General features: G+C 68.5%; 16 protein-coding genes. 10 read left to right on the plus strand and 6 right to left on the minus strand.

Annotated elements, in window-relative coordinates; genetic code table 11:
* The first annotated feature begins 293 nt into the window (after positions 1-293).
* The 10 genes from ABD378_RS04530 to ABD378_RS04575 all read left to right on the plus strand — a co-directional run bounded on the left by ABD378_RS04530 (position 294) and on the right by ABD378_RS04575 (position 10,017).
* On the plus strand, positions 294-608 hold the full coding sequence (locus ABD378_RS04530; RefSeq protein ID WP_344519062.1) for a hypothetical protein: 315 nt from the start codon (positions 294-296) through the stop codon (positions 606-608).
* Positions 609-663: 55 nt separating this feature from the next.
* Positions 664-1,872, plus strand: coding sequence for an enoyl-CoA hydratase/isomerase family protein (locus tag ABD378_RS04535; RefSeq protein ID WP_344519063.1), 1,209 nt, complete (start codon positions 664-666; stop codon positions 1,870-1,872).
* Between the two features lie 19 nt (positions 1,873-1,891).
* Positions 1,892-2,788: a hypothetical protein gene (locus ABD378_RS04540; protein WP_344519065.1), complete on the plus strand. Its 897-nt coding sequence runs from the start codon at positions 1,892-1,894 to the stop codon at positions 2,786-2,788.
* A 14-nt stretch (positions 2,789-2,802) separates the two neighbouring features.
* Positions 2,803-3,477 carry a hypothetical protein gene (locus tag ABD378_RS04545; RefSeq protein ID WP_344519066.1) on the plus strand — a complete coding sequence of 225 codons (675 nt, stop codon included), beginning with the start codon at positions 2,803-2,805 and terminating at the stop codon, positions 3,475-3,477.
* Positions 3,474-3,743: a hypothetical protein gene (locus tag ABD378_RS04550; protein ID WP_344519067.1), complete on the plus strand. Its 270-nt coding sequence runs from the start codon at positions 3,474-3,476 to the stop codon at positions 3,741-3,743. Before ABD378_RS04545 ends, ABD378_RS04550 begins: the two co-directional genes overlap by 4 nt.
* 31 nt (positions 3,744-3,774) lie before the next feature.
* Positions 3,775-5,991 carry a hypothetical protein gene (locus ABD378_RS04555; protein ID WP_344519068.1) on the plus strand — a complete coding sequence of 739 codons (2,217 nt, stop codon included), beginning with the start codon at positions 3,775-3,777 and terminating at the stop codon, positions 5,989-5,991.
* Positions 5,981-7,348 carry a hypothetical protein gene (locus tag ABD378_RS04560; protein ID WP_344519069.1) on the plus strand — a complete coding sequence of 456 codons (1,368 nt, stop codon included), beginning with the start codon at positions 5,981-5,983 and terminating at the stop codon, positions 7,346-7,348. The genes ABD378_RS04555 and ABD378_RS04560 overlap by 11 nt, the downstream gene beginning before the upstream one ends.
* 81 nt (positions 7,349-7,429) lie before the next feature.
* Entirely contained in the window at positions 7,430-8,191 is a 762-nt protein-coding gene (locus ABD378_RS04565; protein ID WP_344519070.1) for a hypothetical protein, read from the plus strand.
* Between the two features lie 147 nt (positions 8,192-8,338).
* Complete coding sequence (locus ABD378_RS04570; RefSeq protein WP_344519071.1) at positions 8,339-8,998, plus strand: hypothetical protein; 660 nt, start codon at positions 8,339-8,341, stop codon at positions 8,996-8,998.
* 8 nt (positions 8,999-9,006) lie between these two features.
* Positions 9,007-10,017, plus strand: a complete 1,011-nt coding sequence (locus ABD378_RS04575) for a hypothetical protein (protein WP_344519072.1) — start codon at positions 9,007-9,009, stop codon at positions 10,015-10,017.
* Positions 10,018-10,042: 25 nt separating this feature from the next.
* Here the strand turns inward: ABD378_RS04575 and ABD378_RS04580 are convergent, their stop codons facing one another.
* The 6 genes from ABD378_RS04580 to ABD378_RS04605 all read right to left on the minus strand — a co-directional run bounded on the left by ABD378_RS04580 (position 10,043) and on the right by ABD378_RS04605 (position 14,141).
* Complete coding sequence (locus ABD378_RS04580) at positions 10,043-10,612, minus strand: hypothetical protein (RefSeq protein ID WP_344519073.1); 570 nt, start codon at positions 10,610-10,612, stop codon at positions 10,043-10,045.
* Positions 10,613-10,615: 3 nt separating this feature from the next.
* Positions 10,616-11,284, minus strand: a complete 669-nt coding sequence (locus tag ABD378_RS04585; protein WP_344519074.1) for a hypothetical protein — start codon at positions 11,282-11,284, stop codon at positions 10,616-10,618.
* Positions 11,285-11,301: 17 nt separating this feature from the next.
* Positions 11,302-11,973: a hypothetical protein gene (locus ABD378_RS04590; RefSeq protein ID WP_344519075.1), complete on the minus strand. Its 672-nt coding sequence runs from the start codon at positions 11,971-11,973 to the stop codon at positions 11,302-11,304.
* A gap of 23 nt (positions 11,974-11,996) precedes the next feature.
* Positions 11,997-13,385, minus strand: a complete 1,389-nt coding sequence (locus ABD378_RS04595; protein ID WP_344519077.1) for a hypothetical protein — start codon at positions 13,383-13,385, stop codon at positions 11,997-11,999.
* 3 nt (positions 13,386-13,388) lie between these two features.
* Positions 13,389-13,685 (minus strand): hypothetical protein, encoded by a 297-nt coding sequence (locus ABD378_RS04600; RefSeq protein WP_344519078.1) that lies wholly within the window; start codon positions 13,683-13,685, stop codon positions 13,389-13,391.
* A gap of 153 nt (positions 13,686-13,838) precedes the next feature.
* Positions 13,839-14,141, minus strand: a complete 303-nt coding sequence (locus ABD378_RS04605; protein WP_249588461.1) for a WXG100 family type VII secretion target — start codon at positions 14,139-14,141, stop codon at positions 13,839-13,841.
* Positions 14,142-14,156: the final 15 nt, after the last annotated feature.

Raw genomic sequence — 14,156 nt, forward strand, 5'->3', positions numbered from 1 at the left:
TTAGCCAGGCATGCCGCCAGGGCGCCCCAGAAAGTAAATGGAAGCAAAGCGGAAGGCAAAGAAGAAGCAAGGTACCCCCAGGCCTCGTTGTGCCTGCACCTACCTGGTTCGCACCCACCCGCCCGCTATCCCGCACCTCACAGCAGTTCGCCCTGGCGAATTCATGCATCCCGCAGTTATCGTCGGTCCCGGCGCCCTTCCCTTCCCGTGCGCCTGCCAGCCGACGATGACCACCAATGACTGCCGATGACCGACCTGACCGACGTGACCGCCGAGGGGAACACACCGCGGACATGAGTGACCTACGCCTCGACGACACGATCTTCGAAGATCTGCGCAAGACCTTCTCCACGGTCAGCGATCGCATGGATGCCGCACGCCGCGCCTTGCGCAACACCGACGGCTCGGCCGTCGGCGCGGGCAAACTCGTCGAGGACGTGCACGAGTTCGCCGACGAGTGGGGCTACGGCGTCAAGCAGCTCGGCAAGCACACGCACGGCGCCGTCAAGATGATCGACAAGATCGGTGAGAAGTTCGGCGAGCTGGACCAGGAGCTGGCCGAGTCGCTCAAGTCGGCGAAGGCGGACTCCAAGAAGAAGGGCAAGTGACGTGGGGCGTCGGCCTGCCTTCACTCATATCGGCTGGGACCCGACCCCCGGGGACGTGACGGACACGCGGGAGCTCGCGAAGAAGTTGGGCGGGCTCGCGAGTGAACTTGGTTCTGCGGTACGGGACTTGGAGAGGATCGAGTGCGGGGCCTGGAAGGGCAAGACCGCGCTCGCCTTCACCGAGTACATCGGGCACGACGTCACTCCGCTCGTACGGAAGAGCCACGAGTCGTTCGACAAGGCCTCCCGGGCGCTGCACAGGTGGGCCGGTGAACTGCAGGACTTCCAGGACGAGGCGGACCGGCTCGAGAAGTCGGCCGGGCGGAAGCTGGAGGCCCGGGAAGAGGCGAAGCCCGACAGCGAGGAAGCCGCCAAGGCGTCGGGGGACGTCGACGGGGTTGCCCAGCAGGTGTATGAGCTGGAGGGCCGCTACAGCCGCGCCGCGGGGGCCATCAGCAAGGAGCTCGACAAGGCGGGCGACATCGCGCCGGACGAGCCGGGCTTCTGGGACAAGCTGGGCAAGGGCATCTCGGATGCGTGGGACGCCACGGGTGAGTGGCTCGAGGACCACGCCGATCTGATCAAGCTGATCGGCGACGTACTCAGCGACCTCAGCGGCATTCTCGCCTTCCTCGCCATCATTACTCTGCCCTTCGAGCCGCTGGGCGCCATCTTCGGTGCGGCAGCCCTGCTCACCAGCGGGCTGGCCCTGCTGAGCCACGGCATCGCGATGGCCGCCGGTGCCGATGTCAGTTGGATGTCCATCGGATTCGACGCCCTGGGGCTGCTGCCCGGTATCGGCGCGTTCGGCAAGGAGGGCGTCGCGATCGCCAGGGGCGCCAACGCCGCGAAGGAAGCCAAGGTCTTCGGGGCCGGATTCAAGAGCCTCGGTCCCAGGGCGGCCCGCAATCTGATCTCGTTCGGCGAGGACGCCGGGGTGGCGGGAGGGAAGTCGCTCTCACGGTTCGGTAAGACGGTGACCCTGTGGGGGACCAAGGAAGTCCAGTTGGTCGGACATGAGAGCACGAAGCTCAACCGTCTCGCCGGTGTCATGAACGCGGGCTACCGGCCGGGACAGCTCATGGGCACCAAGGGCTGGAACCTCCTGGCACCCGAACGGCTCGCCGCCGATCCCCTGGGCAAGATGGGCCGGGGCATCGACGCGACGGTCAAGATCGCTCCCAAGCTCTGGTCCATCCCCCAGCATGTGGGCGAGGCGGTTCACCTCGGCGACCGCCTTGACCAGTCCGCCACCTCTCACTGAAGGTCTGAAGGTCCAGCTCATGTCCGTGACCGCATGGCAGCCGCAGCCGGGCGAGACTCAACTCGCCCGCGACCTGGTCGCGTTCGCCACCGGCGTCGCACCCCAGGTTTCCGGAATGCGCTGGTTCCGGGACACGAACCGGCTCGACGTCCAAGACCACCTGCCCGGCTGGCCGGAAGGCCCGCGGTACGCGCCGCGGACCAAGCCCGAGCAACGCACCCGATCAGCGGCGCGATTCGGCCTGCGCGGTCTGTACGCCGTTGTCGCGGGCGGTCTTGAGACCCTGGCGGGATCGGGCAGCGTCACCAAAGTCCCCCGGGCGATCGGGCATCCACCCGAGGATCCGGACAACGAGGTCGAGGACTTCCCCGTCCTGTGGGCGGCGCCCGACTCCCTCGCCCGCACCCTGCCCTGGCAGCTCGACCCCGGCCGCCGCCCCGCCGGCTACCTCACGTACGCCGTCGTCACCGACCGCCGTGTCGTGATCCTCGGCCGCGCCGACGACGGACGCGCAGGGCCCGAAGTCCTGTGGGAGTGCGCCCGCACGGACATCGCCGGTGCCGAGCGGCGGAACTTCAGCAAGGAGAACTCGGATGCGGTCATCCGGTTCACCGACGGCTCATGGTGCCGACTGCACGTGTCCTTGCCTTACGGGCTGCTCCGCTATCTGGCCACACCGCACGAACTGCTCGGCGACGACCGACTCAGCCCAGGTCAGCGCGAGGCCGTCGCAGCCTTCACCGCCAGGCACGCGCTCGCCACGCGCCCCGTGGTCAGCCGCCGCCCCAGCGGAAACGTCCTCGTCGAGTACCGCACGGGAGACGGGCCGCCCCCGGCCCCCGGGTCCGGCACCGGGGGGTACCAGCTGATGGGCCCCGACGGCGAAGACGTCGAAGACCAGCCCGACGACTACTGATCAGGACCAAGGCCATGGCCACCCCCACGGACGTCATCCCGCCCGCTCCGGGCGGCGGCGCCCCGCTCCCGCCGATGACATTCACCGCCCCCGAAGGGTTCTTCGCCCTCCCGTTGGCGGGCACGGCCGAGGAACGCGCCGCGCTCGCCGACACCTTCGTACGAGAGCTCTACTCTCGCGGCGACGAGTCGATCTGGACCCCCGCGGCGCCCTATTACGCCGCGATCGCCGAATACCTGGCGCAGAGCGGTCTGGCCTACTCCGCCATGGGGCTCTTCTCCACGGACGAGGGTGGCGTGGCGCAGTGTGCCTTCACCGTGGCCGCCGTCGAGACCGACCAGCCCGACCCCGACATCGCCGCTCAGGGCATCCTGTCCGCCCTCGGCCACGACCCGCTCAACGACGCCCGTTGGATGGACCTGCCGTGCGGCCCGGCGGTCTCGTGCGTCACCCTGCGGGAGATCAGACTCGGACCGGACGTGTCGGCCACCGGCGAGGAGGCCGGCTTTCGGACAGGGCAGATCCAGGTCCACGTACCGTTCCCCAACGGCCCCTACACCGCTGTCTTCACCCTCTTCACAGCATCCCTGGACTACTGGGGCGAGTTCTGCGACATGGTCGTGGCGATTCTGGGGACGGTGAGCTTCACCGACCCCATGGACGCCACGCGGTCGGCCTCGAGTCCTTGACCACCGCGCAGCGGATGACGGTCATGGCCTTCGCCGCCGCACATTCGGCTGCCGGTACGCCACTCGTCACCCGCCGCACCGGCGGCGAATTCCTCGTCGCGATTCGGTCGTCGGACAGGGTCAGCCCGACCTACGTCCTCTGCGAAGGCTTGCGTGACATGGTCATGGGGCCGGACGGCGAGGAGATCAGGGACCCGCGGGCCGCCAGCTCCCTCACCCCGCCTCGTCACGGCGTCCCCATGGAAACGCCTCCGTCGCGACAGTAAAGTGCGCCCAATGAATTACGGGGTGGGGCTGGTGAGCGTGACAGGGAACCGTGCCGGCGAGCGGGCGGACAGGGGCGGTGGTGGCGGTCCCGGCGGTGGTGGTGGTCGCGGCATACCGCACGTGAGCCCCTGCGGGTGGCGCCGCCTCGCGTTGCTTGCTGCCCTTTGTCCGCTCCTCCTGTTCGGCGTCGGCGTCAGCACCGGAACCGGTGCTGGCACGGCCCATGCCGCCGCGAAGTCCGGCACCGCGACCGCCCCCACCCAAGCCGCCGCCCTCGCCGACCTCCTCCGCGCCGACCCCGTCTACGTGACCGACCAACTCCCCCGCGACGTCCCCCGCTCCACCGCCCCGCAGTTCAAGAAGCTGGCCCAGCGGACCAAGGTCCCCACCTACGTCCTCGTACTGCCCGAGCAAGGCGTCGGCAGTGACCGGCTGCTCGCGGCCGTGCATGACCGGCTGGGGCGGGACGGGCTGTATGTGCTCGTCGACGACATGGGCGTCGCCGAGGCCACCGCCTTCGGGGTGCGGGCGCCCGCCGACGACGCGTCGACCGTCGCCCTCTATGAACTCCCCTACGACGCGGGCCCGTTGCTCAGCTTCGAGCGGTTCACCGACGTTATCGCGCAGGGCGGCGAGAAGGCCGCCGAGCGCGCGGAAGCCGCCCGCGAGAAGCACGGCGAGACCGGCGGGGAAGCCGCGAAGATGCACATCGATCCCGTCGACCGCGACAATCAGTCGTTCGTCACCGGGATCGCCCTCAGCGGCGTACCGCTGCTGATCGTCGGTATCAGTCCGTACGTACGCAGGTGGCGTCGTCGCGTGACGGGCGCCGGCGCCCCGAAGGCGGCGGCCCCCAAGGCAGCGGCCCCCGAGGCAGCGGTCCCGCGCCGTCTCACCGCGCGTCGCGTGGAGGCGGGCGCGGCCGTTCTCGTCGCCGGGGCGATCGCCCTCGGTGCCTCCCTCGTCTTCGACCAGGAGACGTCCGGCGCGGCGCCGCCTCCCACCGCCTCCGACCTGTCGAGCCGCGTGGAGCGCGTCGCCGACGGGCTGCGCAAGAGCGGTCCGGTCTACGGCGATCCCGAGAGCCCGCGCGTACTCGACTCCGCGCAGAGGCGTGAACTGGGCGACCGGGTAGCGGAGTTCGGGCGTGGGCCGGTGTTCGTCGCCGTCGTGCCGCAGCTCACCGAGGACGAGTCCGCGGGCGATCCCGAGCAGTTCGTGGAAGCCGTGCGGCAGAAGATGGGCGCGAAGGGCGACCACGGCGTGTACGTCGTCGCCGATCCGCTCGGGGGCTCCATCGACGTCGTGACGTACGACGTACGCATCGACGCCAACCTCATCGCCTTCGATCTCCCCGACTCCATCCGCTACGGCGATGACGACGACCGCTCCGCCGACCACCGGCTCGGCGAGCGGCTCGACGACCTGATGACGTTCCTCGGCAAGGCACCGCGCACCGAGCAGCCCGAGACCTCATCGCTCGCCATGGACGACGCGCCGGACCCCGTCGAGGAGAACGAACTCTCGCCGCTCTTCTCCGGCGACTTCTGGCCGGGGCTCCTGGTCGGCGCGTTCGCGGCCGGTCTCGTCTTCGGGATCGTGGCCGCGCTGCTCGGGCTGCTGCGCCTCGCGGTGCCGGGTCTGCGTCGGCCACGTACGACGTCGACCCCTTCCGCCACCACCTCCTTCGAGGCTCCCCCGGACCCTTCCCTCGGCTACCTGCGCCGCACGGCGCGCGACGAACTCGACGCGCTTGCCCGCGAGTTCGACCAGCAGGACCAGCAGGACCAGGCCGCGCTCGCGTCCGCCGTCCGTACCCGCGTCTGGGACTGCCTCGACACCGCGACGCTCCTCGCCGACCGCGATCCTGACGGGCACATCGACGACGACGCCACTCCCGCCGACCTCGCGGCCGCCGTCGTCCTCGCCCGAGCGGGCCGCGGCGCGCTCGTCGGGGCCGACAAGACCTGCTGCGCGCTCAACCCGCTGCACGGCCCGGCCACGGGATGGCGCGACGCCCAGTACGCGCCCGACGACCAGCGCCTGCGCACCATCCCGGTGTGCGCGCAGTGCCGCGTCCTTGTATCCGTGCAACCGCGCCTCGCCTACACGCTCCGGCTCACGCTGCCGGGCCCGCGGCGGGGCGAGCGCGTGCCGTACGAGGAAGTGCCGGGTCCGCTGCCCGCGGCTCGTGACGGGATCCCTCAACTCATCCGCCAGGTAAGGGAGTACGCAGGTGTCCAGTGACGTGAAGCGTGCCCTCACGACGGCGGGCGTCGCCCTCGCGGCGCTCGTCGCCGCCGCCTTGCCGGTGGACGCGCAGGCGCCCGGGGCGCCGAGTCCGGGCGAGAAGGTGGCCGACGCGCTGCGCCGGTCGCCGGTGTACGTCGATTCCGCCTACGCCGACTCCGTGCCTCCCGCCCGCCAGAGGCAGCTCGTACGACAGATCGAGAAGACCGGGCTGCCGATCAAGGTCGCCTTGGTGCCGATCGTGCAGGGCGACGCGTACGACGGCGAGGCCGACGCCTTCGCGGAAGTCGTGCACGACCGCGTCGACCGCCGCGAGCTCATCCTCGTCACGGGCGGCGACAAGTGGAGCGGAGACCTCAACGGCTACGAGTGGCCGGACGACGCCAAGCACCAGGCCCGCGACGCGGTGGGTGCGGTCGGTTTCCTCGACGAGACGAAGGACGCGGGGCTCGCGGAGCAGACGGAGAGGGCCATCGAGCTGATCGCGGAGGGCGACGGCACGAAGGTGTACGAAGACGCCACGGAGCATCTGCGGGACGGTGACGGTGGCAGCGGGGACGGCAGCCTGCCACGCGGGGACACCGACGGGGCGGATGCGGATGACAATGGCTCCGCCTGGCCGCTGCCGGTCGCGGTCGCCGTCGCCGTCGCTCTCGCCCTGGCCGCAGGGGTTCTGCTCTTCTTCGTACGCGCACGTGTACGTGTACGCCGCCGGAACCGAGGGAGCAGCAGGAGCACCGGCCCTCAGCGCTACCCGAGCGCGACCGGCTCGCCCTTCGCCTTCCCCCAGGCGGTGTTCGCCGCGGCGCGCACGGCGGACGAGGCGGCGCTGCGCCGCCAGACCGAGGCGGAGGTCCTCGCCCTCGGCGAGGCGGCCCAGTCCGCCGACACATCAACTCCCGGCCTGCAACGCGCACTTGACGCCTACGCCGCAGCGGGCACGGTCCTCGACGCGGCACGCGGACTGCCGGACCTGGCGGGCGTCCTTGCCCTGGTCACGGAGGGCCGGGACGCGCTGGAGGAGGCCACACCCGCGCCGCTCCCCCTCTGCTTCTTCAACCCACTGCACGGCCGCGCCGACCTCCGCATCCGGTGGCGTCCGCTGGGCCGACGCGATCAGCTGGACGTCGCGGCGTGCGAGGAGTGCGGGGCGGCGGTCCGTGCCCGCCGGGCGCCGGAGGTACTGACGGACGAGGGTGCCGATGGCCGCAGGGTGCCGTACTTCGAGGTGCCGGGCGAGCGGAGCGTGTGGGCGGCCACGGGGTACGGGTCGCTGCTGCGGGGCGCGGACGGTGAGAGCGAGGGGCTTGCGGCGCGGGTAGGGCGGGGGGACTCTTCGCGGGGGCGGGGGTAGGCCCTGGTGGAGCCGACAACCCCACCGCTAACGTCAACCACTCCACCCCCACACATCCCTCACCCCCACCGGGAGCCCCCAGTGAACGGCCGTACCCTGCCCATCGCCGCCTCCCTCACCACAGCAGCCGCGCTCCTCCTGACGCTGACGGCCTGCGGCAGCGGCGATGACGACAAGGGGGGCAAGGGCAGCAAGGGCGGAAGCTCCGACAAGGCGGCCGGCTCCTCCGCGCCCGCCGCCAAGAAGAAGCCCACGAAATCGGCCGCCCAGCTCGCCCTGACCAAGAACGAAGTGCCCGCCCACGCCGTCGTAGAGCCCTCCGACAACTTCGTCTTCGCGAAGTCGAGGGACAACATCAAGCTCAGCAAGCCCCTCTGCGCCCCGCTCGGGTACGCGATGAGCCAGTTCCCCGTCGGCGACACCCAGGACAGTTTCGTCCGCGTCGCCGAGAAGAAGGAGTTCGACGGCACCTTCACCTACGTCACGCTGGCGACGTACGCGCCCGGGAAGGCACAGGCCGCCATGGCCGACATGGCCAAGGCGGTCAGCGGCTGCAAGGGAGGCTTCACGGCTAAGGGGGACAAGGCGTCCAACGCGTACGAGTCCGTCACCCCCGAGACCACCGGGACCGCCCCGACGCCCGGCGCCGACGAGTCCCTGGCCTTCAGGGCCATGACCAAGTACCAGAGCGACACGCACACCGTACGCACCCAGGCCACCCGCCACGGCGACACCATCGCCGTCTACTTCGCCGTGGACGGCAACGCGTTCATGCAGTCACGTTCCGGCGACGCGAAGGTCTTCCCGGCTGTGGTCAAGTCCCAGGAGAAGAAGCTCAACTGAGGTTGCGGGCCTCCCACTTCGCGTCACGACACGATGACAGTTCACCGAAATCTGCCTCCTTGCCCCGTTATCAACTCTGGTGGAACCAGCAACCTCACGGATAGCGTCGGCGCTTTGGAGACCCCCTCGCCCCACCGGGAGCCGACTGTGAACCGCCGCACCACGCACGTCGCCGCCGCGCTCGCCGCGACCGCAGCCCTGCTTCTGACGGCCTGCGGGAGCGGCGACGACGGCGAGTCCAAGGACAAGGACAAGATCGCAGGCGCCGACCAGGGCGACGCGAAGAAGTCCGCCTCACCGAGCGCATCCGCTGACGACAGCGCCGGCCGCCCGAAGGTGAAGCTCCCCAAGGACGACGTACTCGTCTTTGAGGGCGGAAAGACGGGTGACGCCAAGAAGGACGCCGTACTCGTGGACAACGCCGAGCGCCACCGCGCCATCGACGCCGCCATCATCAAGGGCGATCCGAGCTCCGAAGCCGTCCAGTTCTACTCAGAGGGCGAAGGCGCCACCAGCGCTGTGGAGTGGATCAAGTCGGTCGTGGACGACGGCTACTCCGTCACGGGGACGGTCCGGTTCTTCGACCGCACCGTGGCGTTCCGCGAGGACGGCTCCGCACGTCTCACGTACTGCAGCGACGAGAGCAAGTGGTTCGGCAAGGACCGAAAGACCGACAAGCCTGAGAAGACTCCGGTGACGAAGAAGTCCTATGTCTTCTACGACGCCAGCCTGAAGCGCAGCGCCAAGGGCGTGTGGAAGACCACCGCCGTCTCGTCGGAACGGGGAGCCAGCCAGTGCCAGCCGTGAGAAGGCCCTTGAGGGGTACCGCACTCGTACTTGCCGTCTTGGGCATCTCGGTCATCCCCAGCAACGCCTTTGCCGACGGGCCCGGCGGCGGGTCAGAGGGCAACGTCGAGCAGTCCGGTGAGAAGAACGACGAGGAGATAGCCTCCGTCGTCCGGTTCGACCTGTCCCGCAACGGCACCGGCAAGGCCCGCGGACCACTGACGGTGTCCTCCGCCGACTGGGCCCCGCCGCCCTGCTGGTACGAGCCCAAGTACACGCCGGAGCAGCTCAAGGCGGACCACCAGAAGACGAAGAACCTCCCCCACGCCAGTGGGCTCGGGGAAGCGGTCGCCGCCTTCGAGAAGCACTACGTCGAAGGTCACCCCTACAAGAACTACAACATGGACAAGAAGGGAAAGGGCATGTTCTGGGACCGTGCCGCCCTTCCCTACGAAGAGGGCGGCGACATCTTCGCCTGCAAGAAGCCGCCCTTCTGGGTCGACAACGGCGAGCCCCCGAACGTCGAGAACGCGGTCACGCCCGAGGTTCTTGCCGAACTCGCCTACGCGAAGATCAAGATCCCCGGAACCAAGGTCACGCTCGCTCCGGACAACGTCACGAAGGTGAATCTCCACACCTGGGCCTGGCTGGACAAGGCGAAGTTCAAGCCCGTCTCGGTGACCGCATCGCTCAACGCCGGCGGCCAGAACATCGAGGCCACGACCACCGCCGAGCCGCGGTCCCTCCGGATCGAGCCCGGCACGAAGGACGCGAAGAGCCATCCCGCCTCCGGGGAGTGCGCCATCAACGAGGACGGCAGCATCGGCTCCCCGTACGTCCGGGGCAACGCCGAGAAGACCCCACCGTGCGGCGTGACCTACCTCCGCTCGTCCGGCGACGGGACGTACGAACTCAAGGCCACCATCACGTGGAAGGTCACGTGGGAGGGCACAGGGGTCCCCGGCGGAAATCTCCCCGCGGGTACCTTCGGCACCACGCAGGACATCACGGTCGAGGAAATCCAGTCCATCAACCGCTGACCAGCCGGGGCGGCGAGGCGTCTGCCTAGCTCGCCGCCCGGCTCTTCCCCTTGCCCTTCTTTCGCAGCTTTCGCAGCCTCGCCTGCTGTACCGCGCGGCGCTGCTCCTCGCGAGCGCTCCGCACGCGGTACGTTCCCCAGCCCACGGCCGCCGCGGTGACGGCGTACGTCAGGAGCGCGGGGAACGCGCCGTCGATTTCCTCGCAACTCGGTGACGAAGAGCCGCAGTTGCGGCCCGGGAGCGCCGAGAGGACGTACAGCGTCAGGAGCAGCGGCAGGGCCCAGCACGCTGTTGTGGCCGTGCGTCGAGCGATGCGTCGCGGGGCTTCCGTGCCCTGGAGGGCGCTGGATGCCCACAGGCCTGCGTACGCTCCGGCCACCGCAAGGACCCCCGCCATGATCCCGAAGACCCAGGGGCCGCCCGGCCAGTCCGCGATCAGGTTCGGGGACTCGCGGATCACCGTGCGCCAGGTGTCCTTCGCCCAGAAGAAACCGGCGGCCAGGGCGAGCAGCGCCAGTACGAAGGCCGCGATGGCGAAGCCGTCGCGGGTCCGAGAGCGGGGGCCGGGGTCGGGGGCGCCGTCTGTGCGTGTCATTGGTCAGTCCCAGTGCAGCGTTCCGGCCACGACGTCGAACAGCTCCACCATCTTGTCCGCCAGCGGGTCCATGGGCGTGGAGAAGTTCAGGAGCAGCCAGCTCTTGGTCGCGGGGATCGGGACGTAGTACGTGACGAGGGTGTTCGGGAGCGTGCTGCCGAGCTGCGACGAGGGGTCCGGGGACTCCCTGCGGCGCTGGCGGACGGCCTTGCCCGCGGCCGCCAGCGTCACCACGTCCAGTTCTGCACGGGACTCGTCGGGCTCGTCGGGATCGTCGGACGCGTCGGGCTTCTCCCGGTCCTCGGAACTGGTGGTGCTCTTGGATGCCAAGTGCTCCGCCAGGTCATACGGGTCCGCGATCTTCGGCCACTCGTCGGGTCCCGGAATGCTGATGAGGAGCGAGGAGGACAGCGGGAGCTGGCCGACCGTCAGGGTCGAGATGTAGAGCTCCGTGCCGCCGACGTTGTAGGCGTCCTTTGCCCTGCGCTGCAGTTCCCGCATGAACTGCTTCTTGATGTGCGGGGCGTTGTCCACGCCGCGGAACTGCTGGTCCGCGAGGGCCATGATGCCTCGGTCGCGGTGCTCCGGGGCGAGCGGCAGCTGGAACCAGCCGTCGGGGACGATGACGTTGTAGTCGGAGGGCGGCGACGTGAACTCGCTGGCGTTCTTCATCAGATTCTCGAATTCACTCAGGATTGTCCGGGTTCCGGCTTCGGGGCGATTTCGTTTCCGTCCCCGTCCACCAGATCCAGCCTCAGCGTCGGGACGATCTCGTCCACGCGCTGTGCGTTCTCCTCCGTCAGCTGGATCTTCTCCCATGTCGCCGTGACGACGACCAGGCTCTGCATGCCGGGCGGAAATACCGCGTACTTCACGAACTCGGTGATGCGGCGGCCGAGGCCGAACATTCGCTTGATCTTCAGCGTCGCCTGGACCCGCATCGCGGGGCCCGCCGACAGCTCCAGGCGGGTCACCTCCGGCTCACCCACGACCTCGCCGTTCTCCCACTCCAGGAGCAGAGGGAGGACCTCGTCCGCCGTGGGGCGCGGGACGCCCTCGTCGCCGTACGAGTCGATCATCAAGTTGATCAGGCCCTCACCGCTCTCCGCGTAGTACGCCGCCGCCAGCGCCGGGGCGTCCTCGTTGAGGTTGAGCGCGCGCTCGGCCATGTCGTCGAAGACCGCGCTCTTCTCGATCTCCAGGGAGAGCGGGTTGAGTTCGTTGACGGTCTTCGTGGCCAGCGCCTTCGCCTCGGCCTTCGAGTTCTCGCGCAGCGTCAGGTCGACCCAGCCGGGCTGAAGGTCGAGGCGGACCGCGAAATCCTCGGACAGCGCCGGGACGTCGTCGTCAGGTGTGTTCACTGCGTTCCTTCTTAGGTGTGGGCTCAGGCCACGAGCGGGTTGAGATTACCGTCAAGGCCGAGGCCGGCCAGCGTAATGCCCGCCCCGGTGACCCCAAGACGCGTCGCCGTCTTCGAGATCTGACTCACGGCATTTACGTCGAAATTACCGAGTCCGGCCGCTCCCGACTTGATCGACTTCAGGTCGGACGCGACACCGGGGTCGGCCATGGAGAACGACTTTCCGATGCCCTTGAAGGCGCTTCCGCCGCCCCGCTCCGCCAGTTCGTTCCTGGCGGCCGCGAAGTTCCCTTCGCCCGGCTTGAGGGTCTTGAGGTTCTTGCCCCAGGCCGCCTTCGAGAACGGTTCGGTGAACGGTTCCTTGAGGGACTTCCAGCCGTCGCCCTGCTCCAGCTTGAACTTCTTCCCGGAAAGCTTTCGCAGGTTCTTGTTCGCCCTGGTGATCTGCTTCGTGGTCCGCGCCTTTCCGGCCCGGCCCATCTTGCTGAGCGCCGTCTTGGCGAACTTCCCCGCCACCTTCGAGAAGGCCTTGCCCACGCCCATCAGCAGGAATCCGACGGCCGCCAGACCCACGTCCATCCAGTCGGCATTGCCCTGGAAGACCTGGATGATGGTGCAAATGGTGGTGATCAGCGTGGCGATCATGGCTATCGCACCTAGGACTCCCGCCAATGCCTGTCCGATGACGGGAATCCAGCCGACCACGAGGGAGAGGATTCCGCAGACGGTGGAGATCAACTCCGTCACCGACTTGATGTCGTCGACGAGGCTCTCCCAGAAGCCGTCCTTCAGGGAGTCGTCGGCGATGACGTCCTCGATCGCGTCACGCGCGCGCTTCGCCGCGTCGTCGCGGACCTTCTTGGCCTGATCGATCTTCTGCCTGGCGGCCTCGACGTCGTCGCCCGCGCTGTCCCGCGCCTCCTCAAGCTTCTTCTTGTCGTCCTTGCTGTCCTTGCCGTCCTTCTTGCTCTTGTCGTCCGAAAGGCCGTCCAGGCTCTTCTGGCTGGCGCTCTTGCGCTCGTCCGCGTCCTGCGCCTCCTTGAGGGCGAGGTCCGCCATCTCCTGGGCGCGGTTCAGGTCGGAGGCGTAGTTCTTCGGCTTGGCGTGCAGCTTGTCGTCGAACCTGCCGCCCACCTCGGTCACTTCGCTGCCGAAGGCGTCCGCCGCCGTGTCGTACCTCTTGAAGGCGGCTTCCAGCTTCTTGACGTTGCCCTGCGCCTTTTCGCGGAACTCCTTGCCCGCCTTGCTGTCCCAGGCCTCCACCTCGGAGACCGCCTTGATGTTCTTGATCTGCTTCTCGAGCTCATCGGCGGTCTTGCGGAGTTTCTTCCCCAGGTTCGCGACCCGGTCAGCGTCACCGGGAATGGGGTCGCTGTCCGCGACCGGGTGCCAATCGCGTGGGCGTCCGGCCATGAGTCAGCCCTTCTTCTTCGACTTGGGGTCCTGCGCACCACGGATCGCCTCGGCCAGTTGGTGGTCGATGTCCTCGTACGCTTCCGCCGCGGCCTTGGCGATCTGCGCGAGCGCGTCGATCTCGTCCGTCAGCCGTTTGCGGCTCAGCTTCCAGTTGTCCGCGAAATCACCGAACTTGTCGGCGAGGTCGCCGTTTCCGAAGTCGTCCTCGTACTGACCGCCGAGATCCTCCAGGCCGTCGAAGGCCTTCTTCACGTTGTTGAGTCCGGTGCCCATGCCCTTGATCACGTCAAGGTCCAATTTGGCCCGGTCGCCACCGCCGCCCACAGTGCCCCCATGGCATTCACGCGATTCACGTAATTCACACATTCACTGCCTACATGCGACCGGTGCGACAGTCCGCCGTGAAGGCGGTCCGTCGCACCGGCTTGGTTCACCAGCTCAAGGGCGTGACTACTTGCCCTTGACACCCCTGGCGAGGTCGTCATCCAGGTCCTCGTACGCCTTCGCGGCGCTGGTCAGGAACTTGCCCATGCCCGTGAGGCCCTCAATGGTGTCCTTGGCGCCCTTCTTGAACTCCTTGAAGGAGTCCTCGAAGGCCTGCGAACCCTTGCGAGTCGTGTAGCCGTTCTTCACCAGGTTCTCGATGAAGCGCTCAAGAGCGTCGAGCTTCTCATCAATCTTGTCCTTGGCGTCGTTCAGCTTGCCCGCCGCGGTCCGCATCTCCTCATATGTGATATCGGCGTCTTTGGCCATGTGGCTTCACATCCA

The organism is Streptomyces rectiviolaceus (assembly GCF_039533825.1).
Taxonomy (GTDB): domain Bacteria; phylum Actinomycetota; class Actinomycetes; order Streptomycetales; family Streptomycetaceae; genus Streptomyces; species Streptomyces rectiviolaceus.